This window comes from Thiorhodovibrio frisius, from assembly GCF_033954835.1.
GTDB classification, from domain to species: domain Bacteria; phylum Pseudomonadota; class Gammaproteobacteria; order Chromatiales; family Chromatiaceae; genus Thiorhodovibrio; species Thiorhodovibrio frisius.
Genome location: NZ_CP121471.1, coordinates 514,504 through 530,224, shown reverse-complemented (window position 1 = coordinate 530,224; position 15,721 = coordinate 514,504). Strand labels below are relative to the sequence as shown.

21 protein-coding genes are annotated in these 15,721 nt (G+C 58.1%); 6 read left to right on the top strand and 15 right to left on the bottom strand.

Features of this window, described 5'->3' with window-relative positions; translation table 11 throughout:
- Both Thiofri_RS02755 and Thiofri_RS02750 read right to left on the bottom strand, forming a co-directional pair.
- Positions 1–579: a diheme cytochrome c gene (locus tag Thiofri_RS02755; RefSeq protein ID WP_009149906.1), complete on the bottom strand. Its 579-nt coding sequence runs from the start codon at positions 577–579 to the stop codon at positions 1–3.
- 39 nt (positions 580–618) lie between these two features.
- Complete coding sequence (locus Thiofri_RS02750; RefSeq protein ID WP_009149907.1) at positions 619–1,245, bottom strand: cytochrome b/b6 domain-containing protein; 627 nt, start codon at positions 1,243–1,245, stop codon at positions 619–621.
- Between the two features lie 237 nt (positions 1,246–1,482).
- Between Thiofri_RS02750 and Thiofri_RS02745 the strand changes: the two genes are divergently transcribed.
- The 5 genes from Thiofri_RS02745 to Thiofri_RS02725 are packed head-to-tail and all read left to right on the top strand — an operon-like array spanning position 1,483 to position 4,899.
- Entirely contained in the window at positions 1,483–1,839 is a 357-nt protein-coding gene (locus tag Thiofri_RS02745; protein ID WP_009149909.1) for a DUF1924 domain-containing protein, read from the top strand.
- Between the two features lie 16 nt (positions 1,840–1,855).
- Entirely contained in the window at positions 1,856–2,437 is a 582-nt protein-coding gene (locus Thiofri_RS02740; RefSeq protein WP_009149911.1) for a cytochrome c, read from the top strand.
- A gap of 23 nt (positions 2,438–2,460) precedes the next feature.
- Positions 2,461–2,835, top strand: coding sequence for a PepSY domain-containing protein (locus tag Thiofri_RS02735; protein ID WP_009149913.1), 375 nt, complete (start codon positions 2,461–2,463; stop codon positions 2,833–2,835).
- Positions 2,835–3,512: a response regulator transcription factor gene (locus Thiofri_RS02730; RefSeq protein WP_009149915.1), complete on the top strand. Its 678-nt coding sequence runs from the start codon at positions 2,835–2,837 to the stop codon at positions 3,510–3,512. Before Thiofri_RS02735 ends, Thiofri_RS02730 begins: the two co-directional genes overlap by 1 nt.
- Positions 3,513–3,537: 25 nt before the next feature.
- Positions 3,538–4,899: a sensor histidine kinase gene (locus Thiofri_RS02725; protein WP_009149917.1), complete on the top strand. Its 1,362-nt coding sequence runs from the start codon at positions 3,538–3,540 to the stop codon at positions 4,897–4,899.
- A 160-nt stretch (positions 4,900–5,059) separates the two neighbouring features.
- On the opposite strand, the gene Thiofri_RS02720 is transcribed toward Thiofri_RS02725, so the two are convergent.
- The 10 genes from Thiofri_RS02720 to Thiofri_RS02675 all read right to left on the bottom strand — a co-directional run bounded on the left by Thiofri_RS02720 (position 5,060) and on the right by Thiofri_RS02675 (position 12,838).
- A complete protein-coding gene (locus Thiofri_RS02720) occupies positions 5,060–5,470 on the bottom strand; it encodes a GFA family protein (RefSeq protein WP_009149919.1) in 411 nt (136 codons plus the stop codon).
- A 106-nt stretch (positions 5,471–5,576) separates the two neighbouring features.
- A complete protein-coding gene (locus tag Thiofri_RS02715) occupies positions 5,577–5,993 on the bottom strand; it encodes a VOC family protein (RefSeq protein WP_009149921.1) in 417 nt (138 codons plus the stop codon).
- 228 nt (positions 5,994–6,221) lie between these two features.
- The gene (locus Thiofri_RS02710; protein ID WP_009149925.1) at positions 6,222–6,710 is read right to left on the bottom strand and encodes a type II toxin-antitoxin system VapC family toxin; all 489 of its coding nucleotides are present in this window, start codon (positions 6,708–6,710) and stop codon (positions 6,222–6,224) included.
- 133 nt (positions 6,711–6,843) lie between these two features.
- On the bottom strand, positions 6,844–7,098 hold the full coding sequence (locus Thiofri_RS02705) for a ParE family toxin-like protein (protein ID WP_009149927.1): 255 nt from the start codon (positions 7,096–7,098) through the stop codon (positions 6,844–6,846).
- Positions 7,098–7,298 carry a hypothetical protein gene (locus Thiofri_RS02700; protein ID WP_040857738.1) on the bottom strand — a complete coding sequence of 67 codons (201 nt, stop codon included), beginning with the start codon at positions 7,296–7,298 and terminating at the stop codon, positions 7,098–7,100. Before Thiofri_RS02700 ends, Thiofri_RS02705 begins: the two co-directional genes overlap by 1 nt.
- 303 nt (positions 7,299–7,601) lie before the next feature.
- Positions 7,602–8,471: an alpha/beta fold hydrolase gene (locus Thiofri_RS02695; RefSeq protein WP_009149932.1), complete on the bottom strand. Its 870-nt coding sequence runs from the start codon at positions 8,469–8,471 to the stop codon at positions 7,602–7,604.
- Between the two features lie 169 nt (positions 8,472–8,640).
- A complete protein-coding gene (locus Thiofri_RS02690) occupies positions 8,641–9,393 on the bottom strand; it encodes a hypothetical protein (protein ID WP_009149934.1) in 753 nt (250 codons plus the stop codon).
- Positions 9,394–9,847: 454 nt separating this feature from the next.
- Positions 9,848–11,005 carry an IS91 family transposase gene (locus tag Thiofri_RS02685; RefSeq protein WP_009149936.1) on the bottom strand — a complete coding sequence of 386 codons (1,158 nt, stop codon included), beginning with the start codon at positions 11,003–11,005 and terminating at the stop codon, positions 9,848–9,850.
- Positions 10,998–11,846 (bottom strand): tyrosine-type recombinase/integrase, encoded by an 849-nt coding sequence (locus Thiofri_RS02680; protein ID WP_009149938.1) that lies wholly within the window; start codon positions 11,844–11,846, stop codon positions 10,998–11,000. Before Thiofri_RS02680 ends, Thiofri_RS02685 begins: the two co-directional genes overlap by 8 nt.
- 536 nt (positions 11,847–12,382) lie before the next feature.
- Positions 12,383–12,838, bottom strand: coding sequence for an inner membrane CreD family protein (locus Thiofri_RS02675; protein ID WP_223296787.1), 456 nt, complete (start codon positions 12,836–12,838; stop codon positions 12,383–12,385).
- Between Thiofri_RS02675 and Thiofri_RS02670 the strand changes: the two genes are divergently transcribed.
- The gene (locus Thiofri_RS02670) at positions 12,837–13,409 is read left to right on the top strand and encodes a hypothetical protein (RefSeq protein ID WP_009149941.1); all 573 of its coding nucleotides are present in this window, start codon (positions 12,837–12,839) and stop codon (positions 13,407–13,409) included. The genes Thiofri_RS02675 and Thiofri_RS02670 overlap by 2 nt on opposite strands.
- A gap of 119 nt (positions 13,410–13,528) precedes the next feature.
- Here Thiofri_RS02670 and Thiofri_RS02665 read toward each other — a convergent pair whose 3' ends face one another.
- From Thiofri_RS02665 to cybH, 3 genes are read right to left on the bottom strand one after another with little or no spacing between them, the layout of a single operon-like run.
- Positions 13,529–14,356, bottom strand: a complete 828-nt coding sequence (locus tag Thiofri_RS02665; RefSeq protein ID WP_009149943.1) for a HupH hydrogenase expression protein — start codon at positions 14,354–14,356, stop codon at positions 13,529–13,531.
- A 21-nt stretch (positions 14,357–14,377) separates the two neighbouring features.
- Positions 14,378–15,016 carry a HyaD/HybD family hydrogenase maturation endopeptidase gene (locus Thiofri_RS02660; RefSeq protein WP_009149945.1) on the bottom strand — a complete coding sequence of 213 codons (639 nt, stop codon included), beginning with the start codon at positions 15,014–15,016 and terminating at the stop codon, positions 14,378–14,380.
- The gene (gene cybH, locus Thiofri_RS02655; protein WP_009149947.1) at positions 15,013–15,705 is read right to left on the bottom strand and encodes a Ni/Fe-hydrogenase, b-type cytochrome subunit; all 693 of its coding nucleotides are present in this window, start codon (positions 15,703–15,705) and stop codon (positions 15,013–15,015) included. The genes Thiofri_RS02660 and cybH overlap by 4 nt, the downstream gene beginning before the upstream one ends.
- Between the last annotated feature and the right edge of the window lie 16 nt (positions 15,706–15,721).

Sequence of the window (15,721 nt, the reverse complement as noted above, 5' to 3'; positions counted from 1 at the left end):
TCAATCCTTCCAAGGCCCAAAACCAGGAATATCAATCTGACTCTCGTCGAAAACGCCCTTCTCGGCGCCGATGTGACAGCGATTGCACTGACTGAAGCTACCGACCTCCGGATTGTCCGTCACCAGACGCGCCGGGATCTGATCGTGCTTGCGGATGAAATAGGGCGTCTCGGTGATGCGCGGCAGACTGGCGTCAGATCGCGCCGCACCCGGCACGGCGAAGGCTCGCTCGCGGATTCGCGCTGATGTGTCGGCCCCATTAGCCATCAAATAAGCCCGCAACTCGGCGACCAGGTCATCCGCCAGCGAGGCGTCATCGCCATAGTGATTGGCGAGTGACTCCGGCGTCATAATGTGCTTCCAGGAGTCCGCCGGCAGGACTCCAGGCGGATAAGCCAAATGACAGGAACCGCATTCCTCAAGATAGGCCGGCTGGGTGGCGGGCGCGATGTTCGGGAACATTCGCAACCAACTGCGCCAATCGCGAGTCTCGCCGTCTGCGGCCATCACGGCAGTTCCGGCCGCGCCGAGCAACAGACCCGCCAGCGCAAGCAAGGGGATGGAAGGGCGTTTCGGCATGGTATTGACTCTCCAGCTCCAGCTTATTGCAAGAGGCATTTATTCACTCTCTGCGCGCTTGTAACCGCTGATCATGCCGCCAATCAGATTCTCGCGATGCAGCAGACTGGAGGCGAGCACCCCAACCACATGGATCAGGATCAGAGCGAGCGTGACATTCGCAAAGACTTCATGGGTCTCTTCCAGAACATCGCCCAAGAAGGGTGGCAAACCACGCATCACATTGGCCAGTGGACCGGCGAATTCCTCAGCGCCATAGAGCGCCAGACCGCTGATTCCGGTGGCGGCGACACAGGTCAGGAGCAGCACAATCATGGCTCCACCCGCCGGGTTGTGGCCCAAATAACGCGGGGCCCGGAGACGCATGACATCACGCAGATACGCAAGCACGGCGCCAGGGCTGCGCACAAAGTCGCTGAAACGCGCATGGCGCGTGCCGATCAGCCCCCAAACCAGACGCACACTAATCAGGACGAGCACCAGATAGCCGGCCCAGACATGGACGCGGAGAAGATCGTCCTCGACGATAAAGGCGGTGGCAAACCCGGCCACTAATGACCAATGAAAGATCCTGACCAGCGGATCCCAGACGCGAACCCGCTTAGGGGTCTCGAGGCCGGGGCTACTGGCAGGGGTGGCGGTGTTATTCGGCTCTTCGTTCGACATGTTATCGGTTCTTCCAAACAGGTTTGATGATGAGTTCGTCGGCTCAGGCGTGTCGGCGCCTTGGCCGGGGGGATTCACGAAGAGCGAGAGTAACCAAGCGCGCCTGACCGAAGGCTAACCGCGGCTGTCAGCCTTTTGTCAGGGTGCCCTCGGTAGGCTATCGGCACAGTCTGCAAGGACCACCGGAAAGCCCCGAACGGGGCCAGGCAGACGGTCAAGCCAACGGAGAACCGACCAATGAAACGACACCTCACCACAGCCCTGCTCAGTGCCAGCACCCTGATCCTGCCAGCCACACCCTGGGCGGCCGACCCAGCCGCTGGAGCAGCGGGTTGGATCAAGGAATACCCGCAGGCCGATGGTTCCAAGCCGCGCAGTTGCACAAGCTGTCATGGTCGCGATCTGACCCAACCGGGACAACATGCCAAGACTGGAAAGGTCATCGAACCCCTGGCCCCCTCGGTAAATCCGCAGCGCCTCACCGATGCCGCCAAGATCGAGAAATGGTTGCGGCGCAACTGTCGCTGGACCATCGGGCGCGAGTGCACCGCCGACGAAAAAGCCGATTTCATTGCCTACATCAAGACCCAATAAGCGGGAGGATCGACCCATGAGCCCCTATACATTCAAATCTGTTCTGACACTCCTGGTCACCGCCACACTGGCCATGAGCAGCGCCCACTTGGCTTTCGCCGATGATGATGACGATGACCATGAACGCGGCAAAGACGACTGGTTCGAGTCGCGACAGGCGCCGGTCGTCAACGCCATCTACAGTGAGGAATGCGGTTCCTGCCACATGGCCTATCAGCCCGGTCTGCTCCCGCCGCAGGCCTGGGCCAGGATCATGACACCGGATGCGCTGATCGATCACTACGGTGATGATGCCAGCCTGTCCGAGGAACTGCGCGCCGAGATCAGCGCCTTCCTGGCGGCCAATGCCACGAATGTGTCGCAGCAGATGATCCCAGGCAATGCCAGCAATCCGAGCATGGCATCGGGTGGTCTGCCGCGCATCACCGCAAGCTTCGAGTTCAAGGATGAGCACGACGAGATACCGGCCCGCCTGGTGACAGGCAACCCGGAGGTCAACAGCTTCAGCCAGTGCAACGCCTGCCATCAAAAAGCTGCTGAAGGCAACTATGACGAACGCTGGATCGACATTCCGGGCCATGGTCCCTGGAGGGATTGAGCCCATGCGCAACGCAGGACACCATGACGCAAATCTCAATCATGCATCCCTTCATTCTCATTGGTCTGCTGAGCCTGCTGCCGCTTCAGGCTGGCGCCGACGATCACGACGATCCGGCGGATGACGCTGGGACCACCAGGTATGAGCAGCTGCAGGATCACCAACGCGCGCGCGCAGCCCGTCTGCGCGGCGAGATCCTGCCGATCGCCGAGATCCTGCATCACATCAGCGAACAAGTCCCGGGCGACGTGATCGACATTGAACTCGAAGACGAGACGCTTGACGGCCAGCGGGTCTGGCTCTACGAACTCAAGATCCTGACCCCAGACGGGCGCCGCTTGGAGGTCGAGATCGACGCCCGCGATGGTCAAATCCTGGAATTGGAGGACGACGACTGATGCGCTTGCTCCTGGTGGAAGACGACGATCAGGTCGCCGAGACGGTGACGGCCGGTCTGACGGCCGCCGGCTTCCTGGTCGAGCGCGCGTGCGACGGGCGCGATGCCTGGTTCATGGGGGACACCGAACCCTATGCCGCCGCCATCCTCGATCTCGGACTGCCCGGGCTCGATGGCTTGTCGGTGCTGCGTCAGTGGCGCGCTGCCGGTCAGCGGCTGCCGGTGTTGATTCTGAGCGCGCGTGGTGACTGGACCGAGCGCGTTGAGGGCATCGAGGCCGGCGCCGATGACTATTTGCCCAAACCCTTTCGGCTCGAAGAACTGCTCGCGCGCGTGCAGGCCCTGATCCGCCGCGCCGCCGGACAGCCGGCGCCCGTCCTTGTCCATGGTCCCTTTCGGCTGGATACCCGACGCCAGACCTTGACCCGCGATGGGCTAGCCATCCATCTCTCGCCGCAGGAATACCGTCTGGTCAGCTATCTGATGCAGCAGGCCGGGCGCGTCGTCTCGCAACAGGAGTTGACCGAGCAGCTCTATGCGCAGGATTTTGAGCGCGACTCCAACTCGGTGGAGGTCCTGGTCGGGCGGGTCAGGCGCAAGCTGGGTGCCGAGCTGATCCAGACCCGACGCGGTTTCGGCTATCTGATCGAGACAGATGACGCCTCGCCCGCTCCATGATGCTGAACTCCGGGTCCACCCGCGCATGAAACACCGCTCGCTGCGCGCCAGACTCTGGATCAGCGCGCTGATCTCGATCACTGTGGCGCTGTTGATCGCCTGGCTCGGGTTGGCGAATCTGTTCGAGCGCCATGTTGAGCGTCATCTCGCCGCTGAATTGGAGACGCAGCTCAATCAGCTCGCCGCCGCCGTCGAGATCGCACCCGATGGTTCGCTCCGGCTGATCCAGCAACTGCGCGGCCTAGCCTTTGCGCAGCCCTTGAGTGGGCGCTATTGGCAGATCGACCGCGCTGGTCAGGCCGGTGTGCTGCGTTCGCGCTCGCTGTGGGATGAGGTGCTCACCCTGCCGGAGGACGAACTCACCCCGGGCGAGGTGCATGCCCATCGTCTGCCGGGACCGGACGGACAGTCGCTCCTGGTGCGCGAGCGGCGCATCCGGGTCGAGGGTGACCCCGCGCCAGTCGAGCTGCGGCTCATCCTGGCCCAGGATCGTGCCGAATTGATCCGTGCCCGCGCCAACTTCGCCGCCGACATGCGTCCCTATCTGGGGCTGATCGCGCTCTTGCTCACCCTGGCCACGCTGATCCAGATCCAGACCGGGCTTGCGCCCCTGGAAGCCCTGCGCCGCGAGATCGGCGCCATTCGTGACGGGCGCGCCGCACGGCTTGCCGCAAAGGCTCCCGATGAGGTCCGACCGCTGATCGCCGAGCTCAACGCCCTGCTCGAAGCGCGCGAAGGCTCGGTCGAGCGGGCGCGGGCTTGGACCGCCGATCTTGCCCACGGACTCAAGACGCCACTGAGTGTCCTGGCGGCCGATGCCGAGCGCTTGCGTCAGGCCGGCCATCCGGCCCTGGCCGAGGACCTGGACCAACTCGCCCTGACCATCCGTCGGCGCGTCGAGCGCGAGTTGATCCGCGCGCGCGTGCGGTCCGGTCATCCCTCGCATGCCGCGCGTACCGACGTGGTCGAGAATCTTGAGCGCCTGCTCCGCACCCTGGGACGCACGCCTGCCGGCGAGCGGATCGACTGGTGGGTCCAGGCCCCGGATCGGGTCGAGGTGGCGCTGATGGCAGGGGATCTGCTCGAACTGCTCGGCAATCTCCTTGAGAACGCCGCGAAATGGGCCGATGAACGGGTCGATATCCAGGTGTCGACCTCAGCGGATGGACAGGTCGAGATTCAGATCGCAGACGACGGTCCCGGTGTTGCACCCGCGCACTGGTCGCGACTCGGCGAGCGCGGCCTGCGACTCGACGAACGCCAGGCGGGCACGGGGCTCGGGCTGGCCATCGTGCGTGACGTAGTGGAGGCCTATGGTGGCACGCTCGGCTTTGGTCGCGCCGAGTTGGGTGGTCTGCTGGTCTGGGTCAGGTTGCCTGGCGGATGAAGCCTGTTGTGACAGTAAACCACATGTGAGTTCGGCCAAGTTCTGAGCCGGGCACCCGGCCCAAAACCAGAAACTTTTTTGCGGCGTGTATAACGCCCATTTGCCTTGCGTTTCTGAGAGCAACGCAGAAGCCACGACAAACGTTTTGTTCAAATGTTCGTTATGCGTTTACCGGATCGTTATCAATTTTTGGCAATGTCTCAAAATCTTGATCCCATTCCGCTTTGCCTGAAATATTTATATGGGCATTTGGTTTAAAGAATAATTCACTATCAAGACTTCCAGCAGGCACAACCAATAGATCACCTTCCATTTGAATATTCGGGAGCGCTGAACCACAAACAGAACAAAATGACTTTGTGTGCAAGGTTGATGGAAGAGTGAAGACTTTTACTTTATCTTGCCCTGTTAGCCATCTCAGTGTTGCTGATGAGGAAAATAAATTGGCCGCATGTGATGAACCAGTATCTTTGCGACACCGGCCACAATGACAAAGGAAAAAGCTTTCAAAGTCACCTTCCACTTCAAAATGTACTTCTCCGCAAAGACATGATCCTTTTTTAATACTCATAAAAACCACTGAATTGATTTACACTGAATTCATTTTTCATGCATAACACCAGGCTCAGCTAAGCCGGTTGAACGATAGCGGAAACGGCTTCCGCTGGAGCACCGTGTTATGCATCTTCATCCTTCGGACCAACCCAAAAGAGCGGGTTATGCGCTACCTCCCACAGATAGCCGTCTGGATCGGCAAAGTAGCCGGAGTAACCGCCCCAGAATACTTTCTGTGCAGGTTTCACTAGCTTGGCCCCTGCTGCGACAGCCTGTTCCATGAGTTCGTCAACTGCCGCCTCCGAATCCACGTTATGGGCAATCGTGAAGCCGGTGAACCCACTTCCATCGGCAGGTAACCCCGCATCTTCCGCCAATGATCTCCGCCCGTATAGTCCCAGCCAACTGCCCTTGAGTGTAAAGAACGCGACCTCTGGGGGTGAATCCATCTTCGGCAGGCCAAGACCCTGCTCATAGAAGCGGACCGACTCTTGTAGATCACTGACGCCCAGCGTAATCATGCTGATCCTTGGCTTCATTCGGAGTCCTCCTTTGATGCATAACGTTTGCGCTAACCGGTTTCCGAAGGTGCGCCAGCGACTGAGGCAGTCCGAGTTGAGCGCCTTGTTCGGTCTCTTCTATCTATGAGCTTACATCCAGGCATTTGTTGCCTGTCTTTCAGTTCTGCCACCATTTCCGCCAGATTATGGTGATGTTTTGAAGTATAGGAATCTCGATTTTTCCAAACTTCATCTATGATTTCGTCTCTATACATCTTCATTTCTCTCCGGGAGCAGCTCCATTGGCGTGCAAATTTCTGGATACGGATAGCCAGCACCAATGCAGATTGCTCGAATAATTGGTTTCTTTGTAGCGTTATCGATATGACGGCAATTCCACGTAAGAAGGTAATCAATTCTGTGTACTGCTGCCACCGCCACATGCAAAGCATCGGCTTCTGCGGAATTTGGTATCCCTCCCTTTGAGATTAGCAGTTCCGCGAGTTCTTGCACTTCTTCATCAATTTCCAGCTCTGAGATTCCTTGAAGAACCTTGAGCCTTCTTTCTGCGGCCTCATGATTGCCTGCGGAAGCTTCGACGATGGTCAATTCAGAAGTGAAGATATCGAAGTCATCCCTTGCGCTATCCCACCATTCAGTTGTAATTTGCTGCCATGCAGCTGCTCTTACGTCTCGACTTGGCCTCGCCGTGAGGTAGCTTGGGATAGAAGTCTCGATATAGACGGATTTTTTCATATTTGTATTGCCTTATCTCGAAACATGTATACGACCGCCTCTATTCGAGTCCTTTTAGACCGAACGCCATGCTCAGCCGAGCCGGTTGAGCGAGAGCGAAACCGGCTTCGGCTGGAGCACCGTGTTAGGCCAGTTAGTCGTTGATTAAACAATCATATTCATCGTGAGTGCCTATCCAGATCCACACATACCCGTCATCATCTTCCATCGCAAGCGCACGGTGATTACCGCCAACTCGCGCCGACCACAACTTGCCGACTTTCTTGAAACGCAAAGATGGATGGCGTGGGTTCTCTTTCAGTAATTTATAATTCTTTCGCGCGAGTTTCTGCACTTGTTCTGGCAAGGCATATAAGCAAGCCCAAAATCGCGTGGTGGTTTTGTGCATTAAATTTGACTAAGCATTCCTTTCGCTTTTTCTTCCAATGCTTCATTTATTAGAAAATCTAATTTTCCGGCAGCAGAATCTTTTTCAATTTCCTCATCCCACATTTCCCAATCATGCTCAGATAACCAGTGCATCAGTTTCATATATTCACGATGCGGAAGGGCTTCGATTTCTATCTTAATTTCTTCAAATGTTCTCATAATAGTACCTTTGTGGCCTAACGCCAGCATCAGCTGGCGCGAGCGTAGTGAGTGGTCGGACTGGAGGCCATCGTTAGGCGATTGATTCTGCGTTAATGACTTGCCTGGAAAATAACTCCACCCTGGTTCCTTTGATTATCTACACCCATGCACTTTTCTCCTTATTTTATTGCCCAACGCTAAGCTCAGCCGAGCCGGTTGAGCGAGAGCGAAACCGGCTTCGGCTGGAGCACCGTGTTAGGCGATTTAATCGGTTTACTTCGATTTGAGAAGACCAAATCAACTTAGGCTCTTTTGATCGTCTCAGTTTTTTAATTTTGCATTATTCACCGATTGGCTAGATAGCCAAGACTCCAGTAGCTCGTTAATTTCCCGTGGATTTTGGAGCTGCACCCAGTGACCACCCTCAACGCATTCGTACCGCCAGGTGGATGAAACATATTTAGAGGAACGCGCTAACTGACCTTCTGTCATCCATTCGTCGTCTTTACTGTAAATAGCGAATGTCGGAACCGTTATTCTTTTATCTTTTTGCCCCTTCAGGTAGTGCCGATATATGACGTTGTATGATGGATTCGCACGTTCCCAGAGCGTCCAAAACAGCGTTTCTTTGTTAGCTAATAGCTTTGACAATATATAGTTGGCATCTGGATGAGAGGCAAATTTTTCCTTGAATCTTTTTGCGCCATTAGATAAATACCAGTGCTTACTCGCTTTATCCATGCCATGAAGAATTAGCCATAAATAATCAAACAAATAGCCTTTAGCAATGTCGCGTAATATCTCAACGGCGTGCCCTACAGAAATTGCACAAAAGCTTTGAAATCTTTTTGGATAGTTGGCTACTGTCTCCCAAGAAACCGTTGCCCCATAGTCGTGCGCGATTAAATGAACTTTATCAATTTTTAGAGCGTCGAGTAAAAATACTGTGTCTAAGCCAAGCTCAGTTATGTGATAACGGCTTATATCTTTCGGTTTTGAGCTATCACCATGACCAGCCCAATCTACTGATATAACTCTATATCCCAGTTCGCTGAGGTATTTTTGCTGATGCCTCCATATCGTTCTATCATCAGGCCAGCCGTGGACAAGCATTACTGGAACGCCTTGACCTGCCGAATCTGTAATTGCGTATTCAATGCCGCGAACGTGAACTGTCTTGGTTTCGATCATAGGATCCTGTTGAATATGTGAAAAAGGTTGCTTGTAGCCTAACGCCAGCATCAGCCGGCGCGCTATTTGCGCGCTCGGCTGAATGCCATCGTTAGGCGATTGATCGTGTGTTGATTCTTTGCCTGGAAAAATAATTTCAACCAGCCCCCTTTAATTCTCCTTTAATTCTTTAATTCTTTAATTGCAGGGTGCGAAACGCCGCTTCGATGAATAACGCCTGGTTGAGAAACGGATTTTTACTGAATAGGTCGCCGGATGTCACTCGATCAATCAGTGACTGGCGCGGATTGCTAGTATCTGTATTGGGTAAGTTAGCTGATGATTGGGGAATAAACTTGCCTGCATTCTCACTTGGCTCATGCACTAAATAGATTGTACCTGAAGCAATAGCGGCTTGGCGTCGTCGGTCACTGGCAAGTAACCCGGCTGCCAGTTCAACATCATCAGCATCGAGGTTGTTCTCTACAGCATAATCATACGCGGCTTCCAACGCTTCTCTGTCGCTTCCCGATAAAAAATCAAAGACATTTCCACTATCAGATGAAGGGTTAGGTCTTGGTATCGTTTCACGAATGTTGTGTTCTTGCTGCAAGGTATTTCTCAACGCTTGCCCATCTATATCAATTTCGGTATTGGCTGTTACCATGCTAACGGCTTGGTCAAGCAACGCTTGGCCTCTTGCTAAGGGAAGGTAACTGGGCCCAAGTTCTTGGCGTAAAAACTCGTTCGCGCCTTGCATCAATAGGCTTATAGAATGACCACGGGCGCTAATCTGCAGGGCTGAATTAGTAGTATTGCTGATCCGAGAGCCGGAGCTGCTTGTCTTCTCTGAATTCGTTCTATCCTTGGAATTAGCAACGGAGGTATCCGATTGCAATGCGCTTTGGATGGAGTTGTTAATAAGTCCAGTGATGATATCCATGCTGCATTTCCTCCTTATCGATTAAATGGCGATTCGATTAAATGGGGCCAGGGTTGAATTAATTTCCTAACTATTAAGCATTTATCCATCGGGCGCTAAGCCGTGAGTCCGATCTTGCGCTGAACTCGAGAGCGCCCGATGGATAAATGCCTGTTGGACTAATCCGATCCTGGCACGGGCTCTCCGGCGCAGAGGCTCAAGAGCTGGCTTCTTAGGGGATTGTATTGGTCAGACCCCGGAAGTGCGGGGGTGGTGTTGGCGCTGAAGCAGCGGCACGGGCGGCAGCGGGAGGGGAAATACGGCATTTGGTGGCATCCCTGGGGGAAGATGGGCTGTGTATTAGCGCTCAGTTTAGTCGATTTCCGAGCGCGAGGCGAGCGCGTGCACTGACCCGAGATCGGGCCGAAACATTTCTCATGGCAGGTGAAGGAAGGGGGCGAGTGATCGGCGCGCACTATCCTCCATCACGGCGTTTGGGAGCCAAGGCGGTGCGCACCCGCAATTGTCCGCCGCGACAGCTCGGGCAGGGATAACCATCAAACGGCTTGGACGGTTGCGGGTGCCCGGTGGTGCCCGGCTCAGTTGTCATGACGGCAAGGGGACGCGCTTGCACCGCGCCGATCGCCGCGCGGATGGCCGGCAAGCGCTGAGCACGACAACGATTGGCCAGGAAGCCGAAATGGCGAACGCGCATGAAGCCTTTTGGCAACACATGGAGCAGGAAGCGGCGCAACAGTTCCTCACCGGAGAGCATCATAACTTTGCGCTGGTCGCCATCGCGGTAGTCCTTGTAGCTGAGTTCAACGGACTCGCCATCAAAGCTGAGTAGGCGGCTGTCGCTCAGCGCGGTGCGGTGGCTGTAGCGTCCGAGGTAGTCGACGACGGTTTCGCTGCGCGCCAGGCAGGGCTTGGAAAAGACCACCCACTCGGTGCCCATCAGGGTATCGAGCAGGCGGTCGATCTCGCGCGGCTCGGTTAACCGGCACAATTCTCCAGCCGCGACGGCCTGGCGCAGACGGCTGACAAAGCCGCCACGCAGGTGACGCGAGAGCGCCCGCACCGGGAATAGGTAGGTGCTTTTCGCGGGATGCCACTGACCGGTGGCGGAGAATGCCCCGCCCGGCACCAGACAATGCAAATGCACATGCCGGGTGAGCGTCTGTCCCCAGGTATGGAGCACCGCCGTCATTCCCAGTTGACCATTCAATCGCTTGGGGTTGGCACCGAAGGCGGACAATGTGGTCCAGACCGTCTCGAACAGCAGATCATAGAGCTGTTTGGGATGGACCTCGATCCAGCCATTGAGGGCGGACGGCAGCGTGAAGACCAGATGGTGATAGGTCACCGGCAGCAAGGCCGCGCGCTGGCGCGCGCACCATGCCTCGGAGGCTTGGCGCTGGCAGCGCGGGCAGTGACGGTCGCGGCAGGCGTGGTAACACAGCGCCTCGGCGTCGCACTGATCACAGTGCAAGGCGAATCCGCCGAGGACCGCGGTGCGGCAGTCGCGGACGTGGTGACACACCTGCCACTGACGCGGGCTCAAGGTCTGGGTCGCGACCAGGCCGTCAAGACACGCGTTGACCAGGACCTGCAGGGAGGCGGACTTAGCCATGCGCCGCCTCCAACTGGGCAATGACATCAAGCATGCCTTCACCCTCGCGCGCGCTCGGCAGCCAATGCACGTAGCGCAGGGTGGTGTGAATGCTCTGATGCCCCAGCAAGCGTTGCAGACGCTGCACTGGCAGCCCGGCGGCCAGCTGATGGGTGGCATAGGCGTGGCGCAGCCCATGGATGCCGCCGACCTTGTGCACACCGGCGCGCTGCTTGGCCTGAGTGAAGGCTTTCTGCAGCGTGGTGGGCGCGAGCCGCGTCCCGGCGCGTCCGGCAAACAGCCACGCGCCCGGGCGATAGGCGCGCCAATAGGCACGCAGTTGCGCCAACAAGGTCGGCGAGAGCGGGACCATGCGGTCCTTGGCGCCCTTGCCCTGTTCAATGCGCAACAGTCGGCGCTCCCCATCGATATCGCCAACGCGAACCGCCAGCACTTCGTTCAGGCGCAGCCCGCAGCCATAGCACAGGCTGAGCATCATGTGATGGCGCACATCCGCACAAGCGCGCAGGATGGCCGCCACCTCTTCGCGCGTGAGCAGCTCGGGTATGCGTTGCGGGCGCTTGGGCAGGGTGACGGCCAGATCCACCGCCGGCCAGTTGAGCACCTGGAGGTAGAAAAAGCGGATGCCATGGTAGAACAGGCGCACGCTTGCCGGGGCGAGCCCACGCTCGCGCACCAAGTGCTCGAAGTAGCACTGCACATCATCCGGCATCAAGGTGTCAGGCGCGCGGCGAGTAAATTTGGCGAGATCGCGCACCGCAGCGAGGTAGCTCTGGTGGGTGCGCGGGGAAAAACCATGCATCTGCATGGCGGAAATCATACGTTGGCGTAATGCGGTCATCGTCAGACCCTCTGTCAACGACCCTGATTGGGTCGTCTTCAGTGTGGGCGACAATGTGCAATTGCGCTGTCAGCGGCAGGTCTGGGTCGGGGCCGGTAGGTCCGGAAGCTCCGCGGAGCGGATTAGTTCAACAGTTAACTAGACAGAATGTGGGTCAGGTGTGCTAGACAGATTCTGCCTAGCCCCGATAGCATAGAATCTGCCTAGCACGCCGATCCGCCGCCACGTCGATCAAATGGTTTTCGCGCACCGAAGTGCCCAAAACAGCATCCAGTAGACAAATCTTTAACCAGTCACGGGAACTAGACCGACAACTTACCGCCCTGGCGTCGTTCTCGCTCCGGTGCACGGCGCCGAGTGGCCTGCGGCAACCTTTGAGCTGGAGGTGCGGCTCGCAAACGTCTAGCGCGGCGTCTAATGCTTTGGTGTTCACATTCACGTCACCATAGTATAGACGACTTAGCACTTTCAGCTGTTTTTCCGTCATGCAGCCCCAAGGCCGCGTGACCTGGAACCGACATCCCTGTCACATCGCCCTACCCTGGCTCAAGCGACGCCTTTCTCCAGCGCATACCAGTCAAGCCGACAACCGAGGTGGTGCCGTCGAACTGCATCTGGTCAGTGGCTGGCATGATCAGGGCGCGGCCGTCGAGGCGAACCTGGCGGGTGCGGCACACGCGCTTGAGCTCGCCGTCGATGGTTTCCTTCTCCCAGTAGTCCTCTGCGTACTCCTCCTGGTAGGGCAAAACCAGAATGGGGCCGATCAGCCGCTGCGCCCCGGCGGAACTGGCGGCGATTTCATTGACCACGGCATCTTGGCGCGCGGCGCGTTCATGAATGAGTTGGCTGACCATGCCGAGCGGGACCATCAGCCCCAGCGTGAGCGCGAGAATGATCCCCAGCCCTGATTTTCCGTGCGTTGTCTCTAGCTCCCCGGATCGCTGTAAGATATACCTTTCCCAGGACGACAATGCCCCAAGGAGCGCAACCATGGCGACACGCCAGCATTCATGCCCCCACCCATCTTTCGGCGGACTGTCGCTGGCGACCTTGATCGTCGCAACCTGCCTGCTCGCTGCCGGTTGCGGCGACAAGACAGCCGCAGTGGCCTCCGCTGGCGCAATCGACGCCTGCACCCTGCTGACCGCAGCGGACGTGGAGACAGTTCTCGGGACCGCGGTAGGCGAGCCACAGACACGCAGCAGTGGGAAAGACGATTTCTGGGTCGCCACGTGCAACTACAGCGGAGAGGCTGGGAGCCAAACCCGTTCGGCGGGTCTTTTGCTCAGGCCCCACCATGGTTCAGAGGGGGCTCCGCAGGCCTATGCCGACTATGAGGCAGGGCTGATTGCCGAGCTGGGGAGCAAAGGCGCCTTGGCGCCAGTCGAAGGTATTGGGGAGCGCGCCGGATGGCAGGATTTCGGCACCTCTATCGGCCAGTTGGCGGTCTTCCAGGGACCATACCATTTCATCCTCTCTGCCAGCGCCACCGCCGAGGCCGACCAGCTGACCAATGCCAAGACACTGGCAGAGCGGGTGCTTGAGCATCTGCAAGCTCGCTAGGATGCGCGCCATTCACGATGCCCTGGGTGTTAATGATAAGGCGAGTGTCGCGCAAATGCTTGACGCTGCGATCCAACGGACGTGGTTTTCGCGAGGTAAGCGCCATCACCGCCTGCGATTTAGCAGGCGCCGCTATCGATGGTCGCGAGCAACTCGCCGAGTCGTGCGTGGCTGTCGGCGAGATCCTCGGCCGTGGCAAGCACGGCGGTTGGCACCAGGCAAATTTCCAGGCTGTCGAGCAGCAGGCGGCCGGAGTCGTCGAAATGCTTGAGGCGCCAGATGCAGCGCACCGAGGTGGCTTCGATCTGGCAGGAACCATAGCCGCTGTTGGTCATCCGGGCTGGCCCGCGACCTAGACGCTGATCGATCAGCTCCAGCGCGGCGGGGCTTTGCGGCATCATGCTCAGGTTAAGCCGGTATGGTGCAGCCGGGCTGGTGGCGCTGGTGTTCCGCACTGTCGTTTCGCGCTGGCCCTCTGGCTCGGCGTCAAAATGCTGCTCGAGATGAGCCTCAAGCTCGGCGAGCACCGCAACCCCATCCATCAGATTATCGGCAGAATCCTGCGGCCGGCCAATGCGGGCTCTGGCCGCATGAAAGGGGCGGTGGCGCATGAGTTGCGGGCAGTCGCCGGCTTCCAGCGAATCCTCCAGCACTTGCGCTGCCTGATCCAGCAACTGCCAGCGCCAAACGCCGGTAAGCTGAGTTTCGTAAAGGATGGCCTGAGGGTGTCCCTTGTGGGCATCCAACTCGGCGCGAATCTCCCCCTCGCCGAGCGCTTCCAACACCAGTGCCCGGGCGTCATCGCTCAGCGATTGCAGCGATAAGGGCTCGGTGCTCTGCCCGGCGATGCCTTGCTCAAGCCCGGTGCGCACCCGTTCGAGCATCTCAATGGCTTGCGGGCAGTCGGCAATATCCAGGTTTAGGGGTGTTTGCGGATTGCGGGTCATCGCGGTCGCCGTGGCAAGGATTCACACAGAAGGAGTCAAGAAACGCGCATCGCCATGACGCCAGGCGGCTGCCTGCGACGGGCGTCCATGTTCGTAGTCGCCGAGACGCAGCGCCGCGTGCGGATGTGCGTCCATGATCTCGGCACTGGCCAAATGGTTCTCAAGCGGATGAATGCCAGAGTCTGCCAGATAGCCAAGTGCCTCGCTCAGCGCGGGTTCGATCATGGACTTGACGGCGGGGCTGAGGCTGCCGCCATAGTCATCGAGTTGTTCGGGCTGCACGCCGATCAGCAGCAGATTGGCCGGGAGCTGGCCGAGCAGATCAGCCATGGCCAGCACCTCCTGAAAGCCGACCTGATGCAGGCTCATTTTCTTGGCACCGAGAAACTGGGGCACTTCCCGATCACGGACGATTTTGAGCGACCCCGGCGGCAGGCCGTAGTCGATGGCGTCGAAGATGATCAGATGATCGACATCCTCAAGCTGGTTGACCAGATAGATGCCCTGGGTGCCGCCGTCGAGCAGCCGCACCCGATCATCGAAGCTGTGGCGGGCGCCCAGGGTCTCGACACAGCGCACGCCGAAGCCTTCATCGGCCCATAAAATATTGCCGATGCCGAGGATTAGCACGCGGTCGTTGTGGGGTGCGTCAGGCGTCATGGCCGATCATCCTTGAACATCCGCCAGCCGCTGATCATGGTGCTGATCAGGCTTTGGCGCGACATCACATCCTCGCGCACGGCGGTGTAGACATGCAGCATGACGAAGACGACCAATACCCACATGCCCCAGTGGTGCCACATGCGCACGTCCTGGCTTTGACCGACCAGCGGAATGACCCAGCCGAAGAGCTTGTCCTGCCAGCTGCCGAGGCCAGTTTGTTCCGAGTAGAGCGCGAAGCCGGTGAAAATCATTACTAGGCCGCCGACGGTGATGATGACGACCATGAACAGATGTGCGAGCGGATTGTGGCCGACATATTTGCGCGGTTCCGACTCCTGGAAGGCGTACCAGCGCACCTCGTGCACCAGCTCGGCCCAAAATGCGCGGCGCCAGAAGGGCAAGGTAAAGAGCTGGCGGGCGTAGCTGTTGCCGACAAAGGCCCAGTAGAGGCGGAATAGAAAGCCAACTGCAAAGACATAGGCCGCCGCGAAATGAAAGAAGCGGATATAGCCCATCTGGAAGTGAGCGCTGGCCTCGCCGCTTAAGCTTGGCGGCGGATTGGCGATGAACCAGCCGGTGATGGCCAGCACGGTGATGGAGGCCGCGTTGATCCAGTGCCAGGCGCGCAGTGGCGCTTGGTAGACATACACGGCCGTCTGGCGCGTGGTGGGCAGGGATGGATGCATGACAGGTTCCTCCCTC